Origin of the sequence: Alloiococcus otitis ATCC 51267 (assembly GCF_000315445.1) — a bacterium.
GTDB classification, from domain to species: Bacteria; Bacillota; Bacilli; order Lactobacillales; family Carnobacteriaceae_A; genus Alloiococcus; species Alloiococcus otitis.
The window spans coordinates 342,544-363,470 of the sequence record NZ_JH992958.1 but is presented as its reverse complement, the minus strand read 5'-3'; the positions used below and the strand labels follow the sequence as shown (position 1 = coordinate 363,470).

Genomic DNA, 20,927 nt, shown 5'->3' with positions numbered 1-20,927 from the left:
TAAGGAAAAGCCTGGTTTGGATCAAAACTAGGCAGCGTCTTCCTCTTCTTTCTTCTCGGCAAGGGCTTTGACCACAAGTGCAGTATTGCGGACTGGCGCTTGTAGGACGGATAGTAGCATAGAAAGTAGACCTTCCCGGCTTGGCAATTTAGCAATTTTGCCAATTGTTTCAAGCGTTGCAATTTTACCTTCAATCACGCCACCTTTAAGCTCAATGGCTTCATGGTCATCAGCAAATTCTGAGATAATTTTAGCTGGTGCCACAACTTCTTCCTCACTAAAGGCAATAGCAGTTGGGCCTTTGAAGATATCTTCCAAGTCTTCAAAACCAGCATCGCTAGCTGACCGGCGGAGCAAGGTGTTTTTAACTACTTGCATGTCGACACCAGATTCACGCAATTGTTTACGCAATTCAGTGACTTCCGCAACAGTCAAACCCCGGTAGTCAAAGATAATGGTTGAAACAGACGATTCGAACTTGTCTTTCAACTCATCCACCTGGGCTTGCTTCTGAGCGATAACCTCTTCTTTTGGCATTCATCTACACCTCCTATGAAATTTTGAAGTTTTCAATAAAAAAACCTCAATGTCACCGCAGACATAGAGGGAGTGTGTATAGTCTAGTATACATTTCAATCCTCGGTATGAAATTAAGGGTTGCCCCACATACTGTCTTCGGCTTAATATTTAATATTATCTTGACCTGGTAAAGTATAGCAAGACTTCCCTACCAGGTCAAGACTCTTTTTAACTTATTTAATAATGGTACTTGGGTCTAGTTTGACACCTGGACCAAATGTACTAGCAATGGTTACATTTTTCAGGTAAGCCAATCGAGAAATAGCAGCTGGTCTGTTTTTCAAAATAATGTCGTGGATGGCTGCTAGGTTGTCTTGGAGCTCATCTGGGGTAAAGGAAACTTTACCGATTGTCACGTGGACATTAGACTGACGGTCTAAGCGGTAGGTGACCTGTCCAGCCTTGATATCTTTAACAGCTTTGGCAACATCTGGGGTAACAGTTCCAGTCTTAGGGTTTGGCATCAAGCCTTTGGGTCCTAAGATCCGGCCCAATTTCCCAACTTCTGCCATCATATCAGGAGCAGCTACGACAATATCAAAGTCTAGCCAGCCTGCTTGAACCCGTTCAACCAAACCAGTGTCGCCGACATAGTCAGCACCTGCATCTTCAGCCGCTTTAGCAGCGTCACCTTTGGCAAAGACAAGAACGGTTTGGGTTTTACCGGACCCGTGTGGCAAAACGGTTGCCCCACGCAATTGCTGGTCAGCTTGTTTAGGGTCGACCCCTAGTTTGTAGGCAACTTCCACACTAGCGTCAAAGTTTGCATAGTCAATTTCTTTTACAAGTTCAATTCCCTCAGCTGCGTCGTAAAATTTATCACGGTCAACTTTTTCTAATGCAGCTAGGTATTTTTTACTTCCTTTAGCCATTAAATAATTCCTCCTTTTGTGGTAATAACGGTTTGACCTCCCACTGATTCCTGGCTAAGTTAAGCCAAGTTAAGTAGGGACCTATCTTTCAGTAGGCTTATTTATCTACTGTGATCCCCATACTGCGGGCAGTCCCTTCGACCATCCGCATGGCAGCTTCAACGTCAGCTGCGTTTAAGTCTTGCATTTTGGTTTCAGCGATCTCGCGAACTTGGTCGCTGGTTACATTGGCAACCTTGTTTTTATTCGGTTCTCCTGAAGCAGACTCAATTCCAGCAGCTTTTTTAAGCAAAACAGCAGCCGGTGGAGTCTTGGTAATGAATGTAAAGGAACGGTCTTCGTAAACTGTAATCACGACTGGGATAATCATACCAGCTTGTTCAGCTGTTCGAGCATTAAATTCTTTAGTGAAACCCATGATGTTAATCCCTGCTTGACCTAAAGCTGGCCCAACTGGTGGAGCAGGACTTGCTTTACCGGCAGGAATCTGCAATTTCACTACATCAACAACTTTTTTAGCCACGTGACATACCTCCTTGTTTTGTCCGTGAGTGGTTAAAATGAGGATCGTGTTTTTCCTCTCCCACTTTTTATTCCAGCACCCCAAATATCCCTATTTAGAGCACTCAATCATTATACACAAATATCACTTGACAATCAAGTGCCTAATCCATTTTGGCAATTTGGTGGTAGTCCAACTCAGTGGTGGTTTCCCGGCCAAACATCTGGACAGAGGCTTTGACCTTGCCTTTTTCCGGTTCCACTTCGGTGATGGTCCCTTCCATACCAGCAAAGGCACCGGAAATAATCTGGATATTTTCGCCAATTTCCACTTCAATGTCAACCTTACGGGGGTTCATGCCCATGCTGCGGAGCAAGTTGTCCACTTCTTCTGGGTAAAGAGGGGACGGCTTACTGCCGGCCCCGTGTGACCCCACAAAGCCGGTCACATTGGGGGTGTTCCGGACCACATACCAGGCCTCATCAGACATAACCATCTCCACTAAGACATAACCGGGGAAGGTTTTTTCGGTCTTTCTTTCCACTCCCTCTTCTGTGTTTTCGTAAACTTCTTGCTCCGGTACCAGGACCTGTAAGATATTATCTTCCATTCCCATGGATTCAGTCCGGGATTCTAAGTTCTGCTTGACCTTGTTCTCATAACCCGAATAGGTGTGCAAAACGTACCAAGCTTTTTGACTTTCCAACTCTTCAGCCATTTTATTCCCTCCGTATCGTTTTTTTAACAGTTTTATAAAAAAGGCTAAATAAAAAACCTTGCCTCTCCAGCAAAGTTTTCAACCAGTTTTGGGACTCACCCACTGATTTCACCAACCATCATACCACAGGCTTCAGGAAAAAACCAGACGATTTACCTGACCCTGGCCAAATAAAATCCAGGAGGGGCGACACTGGGCCTACCCTCCTGGTTATGATCGTTTTTATTCGTCTTCACTGGACCAGCCTTGGTCATTCAAGTAGTCTTCTAAATCCGATGCCACCCCGGTAACCTTGGTTCCGTAGATGACTTGGACAGAATTGCCACTAACAACAACACCAGCTGCACCCGTTTTTTGCAAGAGGCTTTTTTGGACCTTGGACCCATCTGCCACAGTTACCCGGAGTCTGGTAGCACAGTTGGTAAAGTCACTAATGTTGTCTTGGCCACCCAAGCCCTGGGTGATTTGGGCTGATTGCTGGTCTTCTTTACGAGCAGGCGCTTGGCTGTCTTCTTCTTCCAAACTAACCTTGTCGATTCCTTTACTTTCTCGGTATTCATCCTTGGTGTGGAGGCGACTTGCTTCATCATCTGCTTCCCGGCCTGGTGTTTTCAGGTCGAATTTTTCAATACTGAAGCGGAAGAGGATGTAGTAAAGAACCCCCCAGACCACTGTAAAGATGGCTAGGGCAATCCAGTTGGTCCGGCCATTTCCCGGCAAGACTCCGTAGAGGACAAAGTCGATAAAACCAGCTGAGAAGGTGTAGCCGACTCCAATGTTTAAGAGCTGGACGATAATGGTAGACAAACCAGCCAAGACCGCATTGACCCCAAAGTACAAGAAGGGAGAAGCGAACAAAATAGAAAACTCAATCGGCTCGGTAATCCCGGTCAAGAAGGAAGTGATAGAAGAAGATAGGAGGAGACCCTTGACATCTTCTTTCCGGTCCTTGCGGGCAGTGTGGTACATAGCCAAGGCTGCTGCAGGGAAACCAGCCAGCATCATAGGAAAGGCAAAGGAAAAGTATGACGCTGCCGCAGGTGAAATGGCTTCCCCAGCTTGAAGTTGGGCAAAGACAATGTTTTGAGCCCCTTGGACGGTTTCACCCGCTACTGTGGCTGTCCCACCTAGGGCAGTTTGCCAAAATGGCAGGTAAAAAACGTGGTGGAGACCAAAGGGAATCAAGGCTCGGTAGACATAGCCATAGAAGAAGGTCCCGATGACCCCAGCTGAAGCAATGGCCTGGCCGACCCAGGCAATACCAGCCCCAACATAAGGCCAAACAAAGGCTAAAAGAATCCCTAAAAGAGTCCCTGCCAAGGTGGACACAATCGGAATAAAGTGGGTCCCGGCAAAGAAGGAGAGGGCATCAGGGAACTTAACCTTGTAGTATTTATTATGTAGGTAGGTGACTAGAAGTCCGATAATGATCCCACCAAAAACCCCAGTATTCAAGGTTTCTTCAAAACCTAAGACAGAATCCACCAAGCCTTCAATCTCCCGCAAGCGTTCAATATTGCCAAAGACTTGGATGGTAGAGGTCATACTGGCATACATCACAAAGTAGCCAACTGCCCCAGACAAGGCGGCCACTTCCTTTTTGGCCTTGGCCAAACCCATAGGCACTGAGATGGCAAACAAAAGGGCCAGGTTGGAGAAGATCACGTCCCCAACATCCGTTAAAATGGTCAAAATCCCATTTAAAAGAGTCCCTTCACCCAGGACTGCTTCCAAACCCCACTGTTCGACAAAGGCTTGGCCGGTAATAGAGGCCCCAATCCCTAAGAAGAGCCCGGCAATAGGCAAGAGGGCGATGGGTAGCATAAAGGTCTTGCCCAATTTTTGCATCAGGTTAAAAAATTTCCCGTTCATTCTTTAATTCTCCTTTTTAATTGATTGATTTGTGACTTGCTGTGAGCCAGGCTTTCTGGCCCAAACAAAAAGGACAGCCCCTTGGCCAGGAGCTGTTTTAACTAAGTATTAAAAGTTGCTTCTTATAATAGTGTGGTTAAAATCCAGTCTGACAGGTAGAAGAAAGCTGAGAAAAAGATCAAGACGCCGAAAATTGTCGCCGAATCTTTCCGCAATTCCTTACCACTTGGCCAATCCGTTTTTTGCATTTCTTCTTTGACTTCTCTAAAAAAGGTGGTTACCTTCTTCACTTCACCCCTCCGTTCTTTTTAAACTCCATTGTTACTTACCGTGTTTCCTTGTGGGTGGTGTGCTTGCCACAATACTTGCAAAACTTCTTCACTTCCAAGCGGTCTGTCCGGTTCTTAGACCCCGCCGGCTTGGTATAGTTGCGCGAGCCACAAATGGTGCAGGCTAGTCCTATTTTCTTTTGAGCCAAGTCAGCCACCTCCCCTTGCATGTATCTGCAAAATGACTTTATCATGACCGGGCCTTGCTGTCAATGATTTTCAGAAGAGCTTGCCCTGCCTGTCTCTCTAGTTTGCTAACTGGAAGGTCTACCTTCATAGTGGGGTAAGCATGGGGGTGCTAGCTTAGACCTAGACTAGGTCCTTGACCATGAGACAAGGTCTAGGCTGGCCTAAGAGAGTTGAGCAAAAAATGAATCTTTAATCCAAGGAATCCCCCTTGAAGTCAAAGGATTCATCCAAGAGTTCAAACTCAGATGCATCCCCTTCCGACACATAAATCTCCTGGTCATGGGTGATAAAGACGGCTGTTACATCTTCTAAGCTGGAAGCATACTCCATGCCCTGGTCCAAACCCATAGAAAACAAGACAGTGGCTAGGGCATCAGCATCCATGGTGGTTGCAGCCGCCACACTCAAACCAGCTAGCTCATTGTCAAAAGGGTAGCCAGTCTCTGGGTCTAAGATGTGGTGGTATTCCTGGCCGTTCTCACCGGTAATCAGCCGCTCATAAATACCGGAGGTAACCACAGCTTCATCCATGACCGGCAACAAGCCAACAATTTCCCCTCTTTCATCAAAGGGGTTTTGGATGCCTATCCGCCAGTTGTCCTGAGGGCCACGGCTGGATGACCCCAAGAGAAAGATGTCCCCACCTAGGTCGACAATAGCCGTGGTGACCCCCTCCTCAACTAAAACATCCTTGGCTTGGTCGGTAATGTAACCCTTGGCGATAGCCCCCAAGTCTAGCTTCATCCCTTCTTGAGTCAAGTAGACTGTCTTGGCTTCCTCATCAAGCTCTACATTCTCATAATTAACCAGGGGCAAAGCCTGGTCGATCTCCTCCTGGCTAGGGACCTGGGCATCCTCTTGGCCAATTCCCCAGATATCGGTCAAGGCTCCAATGGTGGGGTCCATCCGCCCGTCAGAGATTGCGGCATAGTCCAGGGCATTTTCAATCACATAATAAACCTCATCCGAAACTTGGACCGGTTCTTTGCCAGAAGCTTCATTGATAGCATAAACCTCTGAATCTGGATTGGTCATGGAAAAAATACCATCCAATTCTTCTATCCGGTCAACCGCCTTGTCTAAGGCCTCTTCCTGGCCTTGGTCATAAACCGAGATATCCACCAGGGTCCCCAGTAGAAATTCTTGGCGTTCATAGGGTTGGTCTGCTAGGTCTCTCGGATCATCTTCTCCCGCCTGAGAACAAGCAGTTAAGACCAACAAGAAAGATATTAAGAGGACTAGGATTTTTTTGTCCTTCAGCACTTGACATACTCCTCACATTTTAAATCGCTACCATTTTACCGAAAAGTTAAGGCCCTGTCCATGCAATCGGACGAATTTAGCTGGGTAAGGCTCAAAAATGCCTACCCCTGCTAGCCATTGATACTTAGTCCTAAGACTCTTTTCTATTATACCCGGAATCATGAGGATTTTTACAGGATAGCTTAGAAGTTGGTGAAGCAAGTTATTCTCGGTCTTCTTGATGATTTGCCCTGACACCTAGCCAAGTATAACTTGTCAAATCTTAATTTCTTCTAGAAGTCTAAGCCCAGATGTGGCAAAATAAACTAATACAAAGGATGGTTATGATGACCCGGACGCAAAAAATGATCTACATTGCCCTTTTATCGGCCCAGGCTGTCGTTTTAGGCCTGGCAGAAAATGCGATTCCCTTCCCCTTTGCCCTTGCCCCAGGTGCCAAGCTGGGAATTGCCAACCTCATTACCCTGATTGCTATCTACACCCTGCCCATCAAAGATAGTTTCAAGGTGGTCATGATCCGCCTAGTCATGACCAGCCTCCTAGGCGGGACCCTGTCAACTTTTCTGTATAGCTTTATGGGGGCCATGTTTTCCTACCTAGGCATGCTCCTGGTCAAATTTTTAGGCCAAAGCAAGGTCAGTGTCATCGGGGTCAGCGCCACCGGGGGCATCCTCCATAATGTCGGCCAACTCTTTATGGCCAGCATCATTGCCCAAACCTGGACCGTCCTCCTCTACCTCCCTGTCCTTTCCTTTGTCGGCATCTTAGCGGGTGTCGCCATCGGAATCGCCGGCAACTACCTCCTTGAATATGTCAACGTCATGCGAAAGTTCCGCCAAGATTACGAAAATGAAAATAGAAGACGGTTGGGTTAGTTTTCCGTCAATAATCAAACCATAAAGGAGGAATTGTCATGTTAGAACCTATATTTCTACAACCATATTTTAGAGAAAAAATTTGGGGTGGTGAAAAATTGAGGGAAGACTTCAATTTTGATATTCCTAGTGATCACACTGGAGAAGCCTGGATCATCAGTGGCCATCCTCACGGGCAATCAATTATATCCTATCCCCCAAAAATGAATGGTCAAAGACTTGGCGACCTATACAAAGAACGACCAGACTTATTCGGTTACGAGAATAAAGAAGATTTCCCTCTGTTGGTTAAAATTTTAGATGCTCAAGGTGATTTATCTGTCCAAGTCCACCCAGATGATAGCTATGCCAAGATCCACGAAAATGATCTAGGTAAGCGAGAGTGTTGGTATATCCTATCAGCTGAGCCTAGTGCCAAAATAATATATGGACACAATGCCAAAAGTAAGGCGGAATTTCGACAAATGGTTAAGGAAGGGAATTGGAATGATCTTTTGCGAGAGATACCAGTAAAAGCTGGAGAATTTTATGATGTCCCCCACGGTACCATTCATGCTATCGGGGCCGGTGTTACGATTTTAGAAACTCAACAAAGTTCAGATACGACTTACCGTGTTTATGATTATGACCGTACTGACAGTCTAGGGAAGAAACGTCAACTGCACATTGATCAATCAATAGAAGTAGCCATGATTCCCCATCGTGATCCAAAAAATGAACCTGACATCAAGCAATTAGGCCAGTCCTATCTCACTCATTTCATCAGTCACAACTATTTTAGTGTCTATAAACTTGAAGTTAGGAATCAAGTTAATATAAAACTGGATGATCCTTATACCCTAGTAACTGTTATAGAGGGGCAAGGTCAAATTATTTATCAAGACCAAACTTACAAGATTTCTAAAGGATCTTCGTTTATCTTACCTTACAAAATTTCTGAAGTAAGCTTAAAAGGGAATTTAGACCTGATCGCCTCACGTCCAAACTAGTAAATTATATAAATACAACATGACTACGATATAACCAGACTATTTACTTGCGGCGGCTACCTTGTCAAATAAATTCGCCTCCATTCCTCCAAAATGGTTTACAAGCTACTCTTTTACTTATAATTTAAACTTTATTGATTAATATTACTTCCTTTTTGCTAAAATAGTCAGATTATAAGCTATTGTGTGTAAGCGCTTATCGTGATATGATTATCTTGATCATTTGGAGGAGGAGTACAAATGGACAAACAAATAATTGCAATTACTTCCTGCCCAACAGGAGTGGCTCACACTTATATGGCAGCTGAAAACCTAGAAAAAGCCGGGGCAGATTTAGGAGTCCAAGTTAGGGTAGAAACACATGGCTCAGTGGGGGTAGAAAATAAATTTAGCCAGGAAGAAATTGATCAAGCAATCGGTTTAATTATTGCAGCAGATACTAATATCGATAAATCTAGGTTTGAAGGCTTACCTATAATAGAGGTTTCAGTGAGAGAGGGCATTAACAAGCCCCAAAAATTAATTCAGGATACCTTGGATCAAAAAGGAAAAATTTACTCATCAGGTAAAGCTCAATCCGTTAAAGACCAGGCATCTAACGGTGGAAATGAAAACATTGTCTACCGGGCATTAATGAATGGTGTCTCCCACATGATCCCCTTTGTTGTAACTGGTGGACTTTTAATTGCTCTTTCGCTTACACTCGGTGGCCAACCAACCGAAGCTGGCTTTGTAATACCTGAAGATTCCATATGGCAGAGCATTAATGGTATCGGTGAAGTAGCTATGAGTTTTATGGGCCCAGTACTATCAGCCTATATCGCCTATGCTATTGCAGACAGACCAGGCTTAGTTCCGGGTATGGTTGGTGGTTTTATTGCTGTCAATGAATCCTTTTATGCTGCCGATACAAACACAGGTTTTATTGGAGCAATTATAACTGGTTTCATAGCTGGTTATGTAGCATTACTTATTAAAAAAATACCAGTACCCAAAGCGATGAACTCCGTCATGCCTATTATTTTTATACCCATTATTTCATCTTTAGTAGTCGGTTTACTATTTATCTTCCTTATTGGGGCTCCAGTCGCCTCGCTATTTACCAGTCTGACAAACTGGCTAGCTAATCTTCAAGGTCCCAACATGGCCATTTTAGCTGCTATCCTTGGAGCTATGATAGCTGTTGATATGGGGGGACCTTTCAATAAAACTGCTTTTTTATTTGGTGTGGGTTTGATTGCAGACGGTGAAGTAAGTGTAATGGGAGCAATAGCAGTTGCTATTTGTATCCCACCATTAGCTACTGGTTTAGCTTCATTGATTTATAGACACAAATTTACTAAAGCCGACCAGACTACAGGAATAGCATCTCTCTTTATGGGCTTTTTCGGAATAACAGAAGGGGCTATTCCATTTGCTGCCAAAGCACCCTTTAGAGTTATTCCTTCTATTGTGGTAGGTTCTTCTGTAGGGGCAATTGTAGCATCTTTAACTGGTGTAACAGACCATGTTGCCCACGGTGGGCCGATTGTAGCGGTCCTTGGAGCTGTTGATAATGTCTTAATGTTTTTTGTAGCAGTTTTAGCTGGTGTGGTTGTTGCAACTATTTTAATTGGTCTTCTCATGCCTAAGAAGGAGCTTGCTGTTCAAGGTAGTGCCCAGCCATTAGATTCCAATCCACCTACACAAACCAAAAACCCTCAGCCATCATTTAGCTCCAATCAACTGAACTTATTAGATTTAACCAATCAAAATTTGTGGTTATTAGATACTCCGGAAGACAACCAACAAGATCTTTTGGACAAGCTAATCAGTTTACCAGAACTTGAAAATTTAATTACTAATAAAAATCAAGTTTTACAAGCTATTTGGAAGCGGGAGGAAGAAAGTAGTACGGGGGTAGGTGATGGCATTGCAATCCCTCATGCTAAATCGGAAGCTATAAAACAGGCTAGAGTCTTATTTGCTCGTCCATCACAAGCTATTGACTGGAACAGTATGGACGGAGAACCAGTTAATCTAATCTTCCTAATCTTAGTCCCAGAAGAAAACCAAAATGACCTCCATTTGAAGATTCTACAAATCCTAGCTCGTAAGTTAACTGATTCAGAATTTAGACAAAAATTGCTTCAAGTTTCCGATAAAGAACAATTAGAACAAATATTATCAGAGATTCAATAGAATTAATGTATTATTCTCCAAAAGAAATCAAAACCAGCCAAGAGTAACCGTGACTCTTGGCTGTTTTTCACTGATTGGCTTTTTATAAGTCCGACTTTGTTTCACCACTATAAACCAGCATAGTGGTCAAACCAGGCCTTGATTTCTTCCAAGCGTTCGATTCGCAAATTCGGAAGGCCTTGCCGGGACAGACCGTGGCTAGAGTCAGGGTACAAGACCAGCTTGGTGTCGACTCCAGCTTTTTTCATGGCGATATACATCTGTTCACCTTGCTCTTGAGGGCAACGCAAGTCTTCCTGACCGTGGAGGACTAAAAGCGGGGTGGTGGACTGGCTGGCATAAGCGAGCGGAGACATCCGCCACAAGTCTTCTGGCCGGCTGAGGTCAGCTTGCAGTTGGAACTCGACAAAGAAGGCTCCCACATCACTGGTCCCGTAGAAACTGATCCAGTTGGAAATCGACCGCTGGGTAACAGCTGCTTTGAAGCGGTGGGTGTGGCCGACAACCCAGTTGGTCATAAAGCCACCGTAACTGCCCCCAGCCACAAATAAGCGGTCAGGGTCAATATTTGGGTACTGGTCCAGGACATAATCCGTCCCTAGCATGACATCTTCATAATCCTTGTTGCCGTAATCACCCAAGATGGTAGCCACAAATTCTTGACCGTAACTGTTTCCCCCATGAGGGTTGAGCATAACCACTCCATATCCTGCTCCAGCCAAGTATTGAACTTCGTGGAAGAAGCTTTCCCCATAGTTGACTTGAGGTCCACCGTGGATATAAACCACAGCAGGGTGGTTGTCGCTTGACTCTAGCGGCTTGACATACCAGCCCTGGACTTGGTCATTATCCGCCCCTGTGTAGTAGAAGCTGTCGATGTCTGCAAAAGTGTGGTCCGCTTCAAAGGCTTGGTTGGGATTGTACAAGTCTGTGATTTCCCGGCTGTTAAGGTCGACCAAGGCGAGCCGGCTGGGTTGGTTTAAAGTCGAATAGGTCACCACTAATTGGTTCGCTTTGACTGGGTCACCGCCAGTGAGGTGGATTTTTTCATCCAAAACTTTTTCGTTCTGCCCCTGGACATTTCCCTGGTAGAGGACTGTTTTCCCATGATCGGTGACTGGATAAATGAAGTCTTGGTCTGACACCCATTTAACTGGAAAGCCGCTAATCTTTTGCTGGAAGTCGCCCACAATAGTATCGCCTACCATCTTGTCTTCAACTGACACATTAGTTACTTCTTGGCTTTCTCGGTCCCACAGGTAAAGGTTTTCCAGGCTGACAAAGGCATGGCTAAAGTCATTCCCGGATAAGAGGAAGGCCGTTTCGTCACTATTGACAGCCTCAAAGTAAAAGCTCCCCTTTGGATAGTCGCCCGTTACCAAGCGGGCCTTTTTTTGGGCGATATTATACTCGTATACACTGGCCCCGTAGACCCACTCATCATCCGGGTCTAGCCGGTCCACATAAAGGAGATAGCTTTCATCTTGAGCCACATATTGGAGGTTAAAAGCCTGGTCTTTTTCCAAAACGGTGCTGACTTCTTGGCTAGCCACAGCTACCTGCTTCACTTGATAGGTCAAGTCTTCCGGCAAGAGGCCCACCCCGTCTGCCTTGTGTTGCAGGCGGTTAATCTTAGTTGGCTGGGGCCATGTTGAACCTGCCTTTTGATCTTCCTCTTCCTTATGGCTGGTTTGGTAGTAGAGGGAGGCGGAATTGGCAGTCCAGAGGTAGCTAGTGACACCCTGTTTTTCATCCGTTAAGGCAAAAGCTCCCCCACCTGTAAGTGGAATGAGGTATAGCTGGGCCTTTTCCCCTTTAAAGCTAGAGAGGAAGGACAGGTACTTCTGATTAGGCGAAACTTCAATGGCAGTGGGATTGTAGTCCTCACTTAGCCAGAGGGTCCGGTCCTGATTCTTCAAATCCAATCGCCACAAGGAAGTCTTGTAGCTATTGCTTTCCTTATCAATCCTTGTCTCCAGGTAAAAAACTGCCTCATCCACGGCAAGGGGCTGGGACACATTTTTTAATTCATATAAACTTTGGCTCGTTATTTTACTCACACAATCGGCTCCCTTAGTAATTAAAATATTATCAATATTTTCTCACTTTATTGACCTGACGTCAATTAAGTTTGACTGAAGACCCGCTGATATATTGTTTTTACCCTAGTTAAAAAATAAGAAAACTACCCGCTAACCATTAGCACTAGCTTAGCTAGTTATGTCTCAACTGTAGTTCAGATTTAAAAAACAAATGTCATTCTCAAACTGTGGATCGAAGTCCAGAAGAAATCTTGGATAACCCCACCGATACTGACCTTCGCAAATTTTTAGACACTAGTTATTACTAAGGCAAATTTAAGAACGGTGGTTTTTCTCAAACCATGGCCCTTGTTCGAGAAAAATGGAGGGAAATTCTCGAATAACTTGCGTTGTTTGAGAAAAATGGCCATTAATTCTCGAATAACTGACGTTGTTTGAGAAAAACGAGAAAAAATTCTCGAATAACAAAGGTTGTTTAAGAATAATAGCCGAAAATTCTCGAACTGTGGGTCGAGATTAAGAATAAAATGCGTCATAGGTATTTGGTCCTCAAGATCAAGACTCAGCTTTTTTCATGCACCTCAGCTAGCAATCTTTGCCAATATGAATTTATTTCCAAATAATTGCATATTTAAATACTTACTTTTTGACAGCTAATCATATTTTTGCTACCTTTTAACTAAGCAAGAGAGAAATGATGAGGATAAGAAAAGTACAAGTAAGTAAACTGACTAGCGAGTCCGGTTGGTGCAAGCGGACCAGTCCTTGCTTGGAAGTGCATCTTTGAATCGTATCAGTGAAACTGAACCTAAAGCTGTGGTTCACTTGAGCTGGTGCCGGTCTAGCCCGTTACCGCTAAGTGCTAGTCTTTATAGACTAACAGGATGAGTGATGCAGTTGGTCGGTCTAACTGCAATGATAAGGTGGAACCGTAAAGATAACTTTGCCCTTATGTACTGGAACCAGTGCGTAGGGGCTTTTTTACAAACAAAATAGGAAGGATTGATAGAAGTGAAAAAACTTTTCTCTAAAAAAACCTCTCTCTTAGCTTTTCTTGCTGCCCTTGCCCTGGTCTTACTTGCTTGTGGGTCAGAAGAAGACCAAGAAAGCGCAGAAATGGACCAATGGGAAGGCCCCGTCCGGGTAGCTACTGTCGGTACCGGCCACCCCTACAGCTTGGTTGAAGAAGATGGGACCTGGACCGGGACAGAAGCTGAGATCTGGGAAGAGATTGAAGAGAGAACCGGCTGGGATGTCCAAGTCCAACGAGTCGGGTCTAGTGCTACCTTTGGTCAATTAGATACGGACCGAAGCGATGTCGCTGCCAACAATTATGGCTTGACCGAAGAGCGGGCCGAAAAATATATCTACACCGTCCCAGCCTATGCCGACGCTAATACCATCGGGGTTAAGTCTGACAATGAAGACATCCAAAGCCTAGAGGACCTGTCAGGTAAGACTGTCGGAGTCCAAGCTGGTCAAGCAGCTGATATTCCCTTGACGGAAATGGCTGAAGAAATGGACTTTGAAGTCGTTCGTTACGACTCCACCACTGATGCCTTCTTGCAGCTGGAAATTGACAGTGTTGATGCTGTGGGAGCCCCAAGATCCTTGCTGAACGAATACATTGAAACGAGAGATGCCGACTTCCGAATCCTAGAAGAAAACCTTACCGCCGCACCCGTTGTTTACTTCTTGCCAGACACTCCTGAACATGCCCAGCTCAGAGATGAATTAAATGTGGTCATCGAAGACATGGTGGAAGACGGCACAATGGGTGAAATTACGGAAAAATGGCTCTTTTCGGATATGACCAAAAACTTAGAAGATATCGATTTAGATGAATACGACTTTGACTAAGTTCATTAGGAGGGAATAACCAATATGGGATTTGATTTTTCCTACTTGCTTGAAGTCCTGCCCCAGCTCTTTTACTCTGCCCGCTTTACTCTGTATTTAACCCTTGTGGCCACCTTATTTGGCTTGATCATTGGCCTTATTCTAGCCGTGATCAACTATTATGAAATTAAAATCCTCGACCCCCTAGCCAAGGTCTACCTCTTCGTCATCCGGAGTGCTCCTTTGATTGCCCTCTTGTACTTCTTTTACTATGGGATTGCCATGTACAGTGACTTTGTACAGAATATGAACCCCCTCAACGCTGTCTCCATCGTTATCAGCATGACAGCAGGTGGTTTTATGGCTGAAAGCATCCGGGGAGCCCTCTTATCTGTTGAAGAAGGGCAAAAGGACGCCGCCTACTCCTTGGGGATGACCGACAGCCAGCTCATGCGCCGGGTCATTATTCCTCAAGCAACCCGGATAGCCCTCCCCAGCCTCTTTAACAATGTAATCAGCATTACCAAAATGACCTCTCTTTCCTTTGTCTTAGGGGTCGTTGATGTCATGGGGGCTGCCCGGGTTGAAGGGTCACGGACCTTTGCTTACTTTGAAATCTATGCAGGCGTAATCATTGTCTACCTGGTCATTGTTGGCCTCCTCAGCCTTTTCCAACGCTATATCGCTAAAAAATCATCCCAGGCTTATTAAGCTAGTTTCGTGAAAGGAGTTGTTTTTTATGACGGAAAATGTAGTGACGATCGAGAATCTGTCTAAAAGTTTTGGCGACCATACCGTCCTCAAAGACATCAACTTAGAAGTCAAAGACAAGGAAATCGTCGCCATTATTGGCCCCTCTGGAACCGGTAAGTCAACTTTCCTGCGAACCTTAAATTATTTAAATGAACCCACTAGCGGAAAAATTACCATCGGAGACGTTACAGTGGATGCTAAGTCTCACTCTAAGAAAGACGTGCAAAGACTCCGCCTCCAATCCTCCATGGTCTTTCAACACTACAACTTATTCAAAAACATGACCGCCCTAGAAAATGTGATGGAATCTTTAGTCACCGTCCGGAATGTGGACAAAGACCAGGCTGGGTCCATTGCCTTAGAACAATTAGAAAAAGTCGGTATGGCCAACCGTCAAGATGCCTACCCTTCAGAGCTATCAGGAGGCCAGCAACAAAGGGTGGGGATTGCCCGGTCTTTAGCCGTCAATCCCAAGGTCTTCCTCTTTGACGAACCCACTTCAGCCCTAGACCCCATGTTGGTGTCAGAGGTTTTAGCCACTATCCAAGGCTTGGTGGAAGAAGGCAACACCACCATGCTCCTGGTTACCCATGAAATCTCTTTTGCAAGAAAAGTAGCCAACCGAGTCCTTTTTATGAACCAGGGTCAGATTGCAGCGGATGGAAGTCCAGAAGACACCTTGGATAACCCTACTGATACTGATCTTCGCAAATTTTTAGACACTAGCTATTACTAGGCTAGATTTAAGAGCGGTTGTGTTTCTCAAACCATGGCCCTTGTTCGAGAAAAATTGGGGGAAATTCTCGAATAACATTAGTTGTTTGAGAAAAATGACCATAAATTCTCGAATAACACGGTTTATTCGAGAAAGCCCACCCGCAAAACTCTTGTCATTAATAAGCAAACAAGCCAGCCCTAGCTAAGGGGCTGGCTTGTTTCACCTTCTATTCAACATTTTGAATAATCTTATCCATGCTCCGGGCTACGCCTCCTTGGTAGCTAGACCCAAATTTTATCAAGTGAAGCAAGAGCAGGTATAAGTTATAGAATTCGATCCGGTCCCAGGCTCCTGGTTCTAAGGGGTAGGCTTCTTCATAGGCCTGGTAAAAGTCTGGGCCAAAGCCCCCAAAGGTTAAGGTGGCTCCCAAGTCGAATTCTCGGTCGCCGTAAAATGGGGCCGGGTCAAAGATGGCGGGAAACCCGTCTTCAAGGAACATTACATTGCCTGACCATAAGTCTCCATGCAAAAGAGAGGGCCTCGAATCATGGTCTTTGAGGCTGGTCACCATGATGTCATACACTTGGTCAGCCTTGGCTGCTTGCCCCTGATCCCAGTAGCCTTGGCTTTTGATCCGGTCATACATGGGGTCAATCCGGCCCTTGATAAAGAGGTCAAGCCAGGTCTCTGTCCAATGGTTGTCAAAGGCAATATCCGCCATATCAGTTGGGTAGTCAAAACCAAACTGGCCTGAATCAGACTCCACCTGGTGGAGCTTGGCAACCAGCTGGCCTAATTGAGACTGGCTGCCAGACCCTCCTTCATCCAAGTAAGACAAGAGGAGGTAGGCATCCCCATTTAACTGGCCGGCATCCACAACTTTGGGGGCGGTGACCTGGTGGTCTTCAAAAAGCTTTAAGCCAGCAATTTCAGCTGCATAAAAATCTGTTTTGGCTCCGGGTTGGACCAGGAGAAAATACTTGCCTGATGACGTTTGGACTTCATAAGCCTCATTGATAGACCCACCTGCTACTGGCTGTAAAGTCTGTAAGTTCTCAACTGGCAATTTTTCCTTCCATTGCTTTAAATTCAACATGTCTACCCTGCTCCTAGTTTGTCTTAGTCAAAATGCTTGGCCTTTATTTCGTCTAAAAGCCCCTGGCAGCCCTTTATCACATCCGCGTAAGTGGCATCAAAATCGCCGGTGTACCAAGGGTCAGCAATATCTTTCTGGCTACCAGCATAGGCGAGTAATTTTTTCACCTGGCCAGCTGGTCGACCTGAGATATAGGCCAAAATATCGTTCACATTACTCTGGTCCATGGCTACAATGTAATCAGCTTCTAGGTCTTCTTGATCGATGGGGCGGGAGTGTAAACCCTCCGCTGATAAACCTTCCTGGGCAAGTCGGTCCTGGGTGCCTTGGTGGGCCGGATTGCCTTCTTCCAAGCTAGAAGTTCCAGCTGAATCCACCTGGACTTGGTCGGCTATGCCTTCTTTTTCTAATAAGTCTTTAAAAACAACTTCGGCCATGGGAGACCGGCAAATATTTCCTAAACAAACAAAGACTACCTTGATCATAAAGATTCCTCCCCGTTAATTTCTTTACAAGTATTATACCAATAGTCTAGCAAAATGAACAAAGAGATCCTAAAACTGAGTCCATTTTTAGGAAAAGCTAAAAACCCCTCCTAGCCAGAAAGACACCCACACCTGCTTTTAAGCCAAAAGCTTAGATAAGCTTTGACCTAGCCTTCATGGTAAACTAAGCAAACCATTTTAAAAAGGAGGTCCACTATGCCCTGGAACTTAAAAAATTACCCCGATCGTTTTAAAAACCTAGCCCTTCCGGTCCGCAAAAAAGCCATCGAGATAGCTAACAGTCTCCTAGATAGCGATTATCCAGAAGGCCAGGCCATTCCGATTGCCATCCAGCAGGCCAAGAACTGGGCAGAAGGGGCTAGTCCAAAAGAGATTCAGGCGGCCAAGTACGGTAGCCGGCCTAAAAAATCCGACTCCCATGAAGAAGCAGCTGATCCAGACTTGTTAGACCAGGACGTCCTGGTCTCCTTCGATGCCGACAAAAACCAGTGGCAGGTCAGAACGGAAGGAGCTGACCAAGCCAGTCATTCCTATGCTAGCAAGAAGGAAGCGCTAGGCCGGGCCAACGAAATCGCTAGCAACAAGAGGAGTCAAGTTGTCTCCTATACCAAGCAAGACCAAAAAGAAAATTGACGCCTCTAAAAAGCCAATAATGGCCAATCCCCGGACCAAGCTAAGACTTCAACTTACCCCACCAACCAGTTTTCAAGTAAAAGAAGCTAGGACTCAATCAAGCAGTCCTAGCCTCTTTTTATTTGTAGTCTCCATTGTGCCAGAGGACAATCTCCCCTTGGTCCAGAGACTGGGGAACATCGATAATCCGTTGGTTGGCACTGCCCCGAAAATGGAGGTCTGGGGCAAATTGGTCTTGTTTAAAACGGCCATCCACCAAAATGTCCAGGTAAGACAAGAGTTCTTTTTTATCCTCTGTTCCCTTGTCGACAATTTCTTCCCAAGTATAGCCAGACCAGGACCAGATATCCTTGGCCTGGCCGTATGTTTGCCGGACCCGTTTGGCCAAGGACAGGGTGACTCCGGTGTTTAAGAAAGGCTCCCCGCCCAAGAGGGTCAAACCCTGACAGTAATCGGCCGCTAGATCTTCTATAATTTGGTCTTCTAAGTCTTTAGTATAAGGATTGCCGTAAGAGAAGTTCTGAGCAATCTTGTTATAGCAGCCCGGGCAGGCAAAGGGACAACCAGACACATAGAGGCTGCACCGGACTCCTTCCCCGTCAACAAAGTTATAGGGCTTGTAGTCAGCAATGTAGCCCTTGGAAAATTGGTCAGACGTCCATTGGGTCGGATCCTTAGCCATTAGGACTCACCCTTGACGTGTTTAACCCGGGACTGAATTTCCTTGTGGCGGCCGTGGACCATGGGGCGTTTTTGGGGATTGCCCAAATAGCCACAGGTTCGTTTAACCACATCGCAGGTGTCCGGGTTGGTATTGCCACAACTTGGGCACTCAAAGCCCCGGTCAGTTGGCTTAAAGTCGCCGTCATAGCCACACTCATAGCAGTGGTCAATCGGGGTGTTTGTCCCCAAATAGCCCACCTTGTCGTAAGCATAGTCCCAGACAGCTTCTAGGGCTTTGGGGTTGGTTTGGAGTTTAGGGTACTCACAGTAGTGGATAAAACCACCGCTAGAATATTTAGGGTAGTCTTTTTCAAAGTCCAGCTTTTCAAAAGGGGTCGGATCTTTGCGGACATCATAGTGGAAGCTATTGGTGTAGTACTCCTTGTCGGTAATATTTTCCACAAGACCAAACTTATCCTTGTCTAGGCGATTAAAACGGTCTGTCAAGCTTTCACTAGGGGTGGCATAGAGGCTGAAGTGGAGGTCTTCTTGGTCGGACCACTCTCCAGTTTTTTCCTTAAGATAGCGGACAATGTCTAGGGTAAAGGCCTTGGCCTCGGAATTGTCCTCCCACTGACCACCGTAAAAGACGGTAGCCACTTCGTAAAGGCCGATATAACCTAGGGAAACGGTGGCCCGGCGATTCTTGAAGTAGGACTTGATATCCCCGCCTGGCTTGGTCCGCTTGCCAAAGGCCCCGTGAATGTAGAGGATTGGAGCATTCTCTGGCTTGGTGTCCATAACCCGATTGGCCTTAAAGACCAAGGCATCGTGGGCAATGTCTAGGCGGTCGTCTAAAATCTCTTTGAAACGGTTAAAGTCCCCGCCTGATTCCATGGCGATCCGGGGCAGGTTAAGGGTAACGACCCCCAAGTTCATCCGACCGGCATTAACTTCTTGACCCTTTTCATCCCGCCAGCCTTGGAGGAAGGACCGGCAACCCATTGGAGCTTTGAAGCTACCGGTTAATTCGATAATTTTATCATAGTTTATGATGTCCGGGTACATGCGCTTGGTTGAGCATTCCAAGGCCAGTTCCTTCACGTCATAGTTAGGGTCATCTGGTTTGCGGTTGAGCCCTTCCTTAATAGTAAAAATCAATTTAGGGAAAATAGCAGTCCGCTCTTCCCTGCCCAAGCCCTTAATCCGGACCTGGAGGATGGCCTTTTGGATTTCCCGCTCAAACCAAGACTGACCCAGGCCAAAGCCTACTGTGGTAAAAGGGGTTTGTCCTTGGGAGGTGTAGAGGGTGTTGATCTCATATTCCAGGCTTTGCATGGCATCGTAAATATCTTTTTTGGTTCTTTCCTTGGCAAAGGCCTTCTGCTTGTCAGGGTCCTCAATCCATTTTTGGGCCACAGCCAGGTGTTTTTGGTAGTTTTTCTCAGCGTAAGGGGCTAAAACTTGGTCTGCCCGGTCGAAGGTACAACCCCCATACTGGCTAGAAGCCACATTGGCGATGATTTGAGCTGTTTGAGCAGTGGCAGTCTGGATAGATTTAGGTGTTTCTACTTCGGCATTGCCGATGTAAAAGCCTTCTTCAAACATAGACTTGAAGTCAATCAAGCAGCAGTTGCTCATAGAAGAGTAGGGCGAGTAGTCCAGGTCATGGTAGTGGATCTCTCCCTTTTCATGGGCATTGGCCACATGATCCGGCAGCATCTTCAAGCCTGTGGCCTTGGCCACAATGCCAGCTGTCAAATCACGTTGGGTGTTGAAGACATTGCTATCCTTGTTGGCGTTTTCATGGACGACATCCTGGTCCCGGTCCAAGAGGGTGTTAATCCTTTGGTTGATATCCCTTTGTTTCTTAAAATGGTCTACCTTCTTGCGCCGGATAGACTGGAAGGCCTCCAAGCAGTCAGTCTGCTGGCTGTCTTCTAGGTAGTCTTCCATCAGTTGGTAAAGTTTAGCTGCTTGGATCTGGTCGCCTGGTAAGTCTTTAAAAAGTTGGAGGAAGTAGTCTTGGAAGTCGGCAGAGCTGACCTGGTCCCCAGACTCCTGGCTAGCCTGGTAGGCCTGGCTGTAGGAGTGGTAAAATTTGTCAAAGTCAAAGGCTTGCTGGCGACCATCCCGCTTGTTTACATAGGTCGGTTGGACTAAAACATTTAACTGCAATTGTTGGGTCCGTACCATCAGTCAACATCCTTTCTTTCTAGTGATTTCTTTCACATACGCTGGTAAAAACAAGCCCTGGCTTCCACCCTCGCTAAGGTGCAAGCCAAGTCTTTATTTTTAAGTCGTTAAT

Annotated in this window: 20 protein-coding genes and 1 other annotated feature; of the genes, 7 read left to right on the top strand and 13 right to left on the bottom strand. The window is 45.7% G+C overall.

Annotation, left to right across the window (positions count from 1 at the left end):
- Window positions 1-27: 27 nt before the first annotated feature.
- The 8 genes from rplJ to HMPREF9698_RS04180 form a co-directional block, all read right to left on the bottom strand.
- Window positions 28-537, bottom strand: a complete 510-nt coding sequence (rplJ, locus tag HMPREF9698_RS04210) for a 50S ribosomal protein L10 (protein WP_003777633.1) — start codon at window positions 535-537, stop codon at window positions 28-30.
- A 29-nt stretch (window positions 538-566) separates the two neighbouring features.
- Window positions 567-697 (bottom strand) — a sequence feature (ribosomal protein L10 leader region).
- Between the two features lie 55 nt (window positions 698-752).
- On the bottom strand, window positions 753-1,451 hold the full coding sequence (rplA, locus tag HMPREF9698_RS04205) for a 50S ribosomal protein L1 (RefSeq protein WP_003777631.1): 699 nt from the start codon (window positions 1,449-1,451) through the stop codon (window positions 753-755).
- 97 nt (window positions 1,452-1,548) lie between these two features.
- Window positions 1,549-1,974: a 50S ribosomal protein L11 gene (rplK, locus tag HMPREF9698_RS04200; RefSeq protein WP_003777629.1), complete on the bottom strand. Its 426-nt coding sequence runs from the start codon at window positions 1,972-1,974 to the stop codon at window positions 1,549-1,551.
- Window positions 1,975-2,116: 142 nt separating this feature from the next.
- A complete protein-coding gene (nusG, locus tag HMPREF9698_RS04195; RefSeq protein ID WP_281086590.1) occupies window positions 2,117-2,659 on the bottom strand; it encodes a transcription termination/antitermination protein NusG in 543 nt (180 codons plus the stop codon).
- Window positions 2,660-2,893: 234 nt separating this feature from the next.
- Window positions 2,894-4,543 (bottom strand): PTS transporter subunit EIIC, encoded by a 1,650-nt coding sequence (locus tag HMPREF9698_RS04190; RefSeq protein ID WP_003777626.1) that lies wholly within the window; start codon window positions 4,541-4,543, stop codon window positions 2,894-2,896.
- A gap of 122 nt (window positions 4,544-4,665) precedes the next feature.
- On the bottom strand, window positions 4,666-4,833 hold the full coding sequence (gene secE / locus HMPREF9698_RS04185; protein ID WP_003777623.1) for a preprotein translocase subunit SecE: 168 nt from the start codon (window positions 4,831-4,833) through the stop codon (window positions 4,666-4,668).
- Between the two features lie 35 nt (window positions 4,834-4,868).
- Window positions 4,869-5,021 carry a 50S ribosomal protein L33 gene (gene rpmG, locus HMPREF9698_RS08650; protein WP_083860995.1) on the bottom strand — a complete coding sequence of 51 codons (153 nt, stop codon included), beginning with the start codon at window positions 5,019-5,021 and terminating at the stop codon, window positions 4,869-4,871.
- Window positions 5,022-5,250: 229 nt separating this feature from the next.
- On the bottom strand, window positions 5,251-6,324 hold the full coding sequence (locus HMPREF9698_RS04180; RefSeq protein ID WP_003777621.1) for an FAD:protein FMN transferase: 1,074 nt from the start codon (window positions 6,322-6,324) through the stop codon (window positions 5,251-5,253).
- Window positions 6,325-6,650: 326 nt separating this feature from the next.
- Here HMPREF9698_RS04180 and HMPREF9698_RS04175 point away from each other — a divergent pair, with 326 nt between their 5' ends.
- The 3 genes from HMPREF9698_RS04175 (at window position 6,651) to HMPREF9698_RS04165 (ending at window position 10,369) form a co-directional block, all read left to right on the top strand.
- A complete protein-coding gene (locus HMPREF9698_RS04175; RefSeq protein WP_040292458.1) occupies window positions 6,651-7,199 on the top strand; it encodes a Gx transporter family protein in 549 nt (182 codons plus the stop codon).
- A 38-nt stretch (window positions 7,200-7,237) separates the two neighbouring features.
- Complete coding sequence (gene manA, locus HMPREF9698_RS04170; RefSeq protein ID WP_003777617.1) at window positions 7,238-8,188, top strand: mannose-6-phosphate isomerase, class I; 951 nt, start codon at window positions 7,238-7,240, stop codon at window positions 8,186-8,188.
- A gap of 240 nt (window positions 8,189-8,428) precedes the next feature.
- Window positions 8,429-10,369: a fructose-specific PTS transporter subunit EIIC gene (locus HMPREF9698_RS04165; protein WP_003777616.1), complete on the top strand. Its 1,941-nt coding sequence runs from the start codon at window positions 8,429-8,431 to the stop codon at window positions 10,367-10,369.
- A gap of 107 nt (window positions 10,370-10,476) precedes the next feature.
- Here the strand turns inward: HMPREF9698_RS04165 and HMPREF9698_RS04160 are convergent, their stop codons facing one another.
- The gene (locus HMPREF9698_RS04160; RefSeq protein WP_003777614.1) at window positions 10,477-12,429 is read right to left on the bottom strand and encodes an alpha/beta hydrolase family protein; all 1,953 of its coding nucleotides are present in this window, start codon (window positions 12,427-12,429) and stop codon (window positions 10,477-10,479) included.
- Between the two features lie 993 nt (window positions 12,430-13,422).
- On the opposite strand from HMPREF9698_RS04160, the gene HMPREF9698_RS04155 reads away from it, so the two are divergent.
- From HMPREF9698_RS04155 to HMPREF9698_RS04145, 3 genes are read left to right on the top strand one after another with little or no spacing between them, the layout of a single operon-like run.
- Window positions 13,423-14,271, top strand: a complete 849-nt coding sequence (locus tag HMPREF9698_RS04155; RefSeq protein ID WP_003777610.1) for a substrate-binding periplasmic protein — start codon at window positions 13,423-13,425, stop codon at window positions 14,269-14,271.
- 24 nt (window positions 14,272-14,295) lie between these two features.
- Window positions 14,296-14,961 carry an amino acid ABC transporter permease gene (locus HMPREF9698_RS04150; RefSeq protein WP_003777608.1) on the top strand — a complete coding sequence of 222 codons (666 nt, stop codon included), beginning with the start codon at window positions 14,296-14,298 and terminating at the stop codon, window positions 14,959-14,961.
- A gap of 28 nt (window positions 14,962-14,989) precedes the next feature.
- Window positions 14,990-15,739 carry an amino acid ABC transporter ATP-binding protein gene (locus HMPREF9698_RS04145; protein WP_003777605.1) on the top strand — a complete coding sequence of 250 codons (750 nt, stop codon included), beginning with the start codon at window positions 14,990-14,992 and terminating at the stop codon, window positions 15,737-15,739.
- A 208-nt stretch (window positions 15,740-15,947) separates the two neighbouring features.
- Here HMPREF9698_RS04145 and HMPREF9698_RS04140 read toward each other — a convergent pair whose 3' ends face one another.
- Window positions 15,948-16,817 carry a fructosamine kinase family protein gene (locus HMPREF9698_RS04140; RefSeq protein WP_003777604.1) on the bottom strand — a complete coding sequence of 290 codons (870 nt, stop codon included), beginning with the start codon at window positions 16,815-16,817 and terminating at the stop codon, window positions 15,948-15,950.
- A gap of 23 nt (window positions 16,818-16,840) precedes the next feature.
- A complete protein-coding gene (locus tag HMPREF9698_RS04135; RefSeq protein WP_003777602.1) occupies window positions 16,841-17,302 on the bottom strand; it encodes a low molecular weight protein-tyrosine-phosphatase in 462 nt (153 codons plus the stop codon).
- Between the two features lie 216 nt (window positions 17,303-17,518).
- On the opposite strand from HMPREF9698_RS04135, the gene HMPREF9698_RS04130 reads away from it, so the two are divergent.
- Window positions 17,519-17,956: a DUF2188 domain-containing protein gene (locus HMPREF9698_RS04130; RefSeq protein WP_003777599.1), complete on the top strand. Its 438-nt coding sequence runs from the start codon at window positions 17,519-17,521 to the stop codon at window positions 17,954-17,956.
- A gap of 118 nt (window positions 17,957-18,074) precedes the next feature.
- Here the strand turns inward: HMPREF9698_RS04130 and nrdG are convergent, their stop codons facing one another.
- Window positions 18,075-18,638 carry an anaerobic ribonucleoside-triphosphate reductase activating protein gene (gene nrdG / locus HMPREF9698_RS04125; RefSeq protein ID WP_003777598.1) on the bottom strand — a complete coding sequence of 188 codons (564 nt, stop codon included), beginning with the start codon at window positions 18,636-18,638 and terminating at the stop codon, window positions 18,075-18,077.
- Window positions 18,638-20,815 (bottom strand): anaerobic ribonucleoside-triphosphate reductase, encoded by a 2,178-nt coding sequence (nrdD, locus tag HMPREF9698_RS04120; RefSeq protein ID WP_003777597.1) that lies wholly within the window; start codon window positions 20,813-20,815, stop codon window positions 18,638-18,640. The genes nrdG and nrdD overlap by 1 nt, the downstream gene beginning before the upstream one ends.
- Window positions 20,816-20,927 lie beyond the last annotated feature (112 nt).

What these genes read in the sequence shown, in the direction of transcription:
- HMPREF9698_RS04140 (WP_003777604.1), bottom strand. Translation starts at nt 16,817, where the DNA reads ATGTTGAATTTAAAGCAATGGAAGGAAAAATTGCCAGTTGAGAACTTA.
- rplA (WP_003777631.1), bottom strand. Translation starts at nt 1,451, where the DNA reads ATGGCTAAAGGAAGTAAAAAATACCTAGCTGCATTAGAAAAAGTTGAC.
- nrdD (WP_003777597.1), bottom strand. Translation starts at nt 20,815, where the DNA reads ATGGTACGGACCCAACAATTGCAGTTAAATGTTTTAGTCCAACCGACC.
- HMPREF9698_RS04145 (WP_003777605.1), top strand. Translation starts at nt 14,990, where the DNA reads ATGACGGAAAATGTAGTGACGATCGAGAATCTGTCTAAAAGTTTTGGC.
- rplJ (WP_003777633.1), bottom strand. Translation starts at nt 537, where the DNA reads ATGCCAAAAGAAGAGGTTATCGCTCAGAAGCAAGCCCAGGTGGATGAG.
- manA (WP_003777617.1), top strand. Translation starts at nt 7,238, where the DNA reads ATGTTAGAACCTATATTTCTACAACCATATTTTAGAGAAAAAATTTGG.
- HMPREF9698_RS04130 (WP_003777599.1), top strand. Translation starts at nt 17,519, where the DNA reads ATGCCCTGGAACTTAAAAAATTACCCCGATCGTTTTAAAAACCTAGCC.
- nrdG (WP_003777598.1), bottom strand. Translation starts at nt 18,638, where the DNA reads ATGGCTAAGGATCCGACCCAATGGACGTCTGACCAATTTTCCAAGGGC.
- HMPREF9698_RS04175 (WP_040292458.1), top strand. Translation starts at nt 6,651, where the DNA reads ATGACCCGGACGCAAAAAATGATCTACATTGCCCTTTTATCGGCCCAG.
- HMPREF9698_RS04165 (WP_003777616.1), top strand. Translation starts at nt 8,429, where the DNA reads ATGGACAAACAAATAATTGCAATTACTTCCTGCCCAACAGGAGTGGCT.
- HMPREF9698_RS04135 (WP_003777602.1), bottom strand. Translation starts at nt 17,302, where the DNA reads ATGATCAAGGTAGTCTTTGTTTGTTTAGGAAATATTTGCCGGTCTCCC.
- HMPREF9698_RS04190 (WP_003777626.1), bottom strand. Translation starts at nt 4,543, where the DNA reads ATGAACGGGAAATTTTTTAACCTGATGCAAAAATTGGGCAAGACCTTT.
- HMPREF9698_RS04150 (WP_003777608.1), top strand. Translation starts at nt 14,296, where the DNA reads ATGGGATTTGATTTTTCCTACTTGCTTGAAGTCCTGCCCCAGCTCTTT.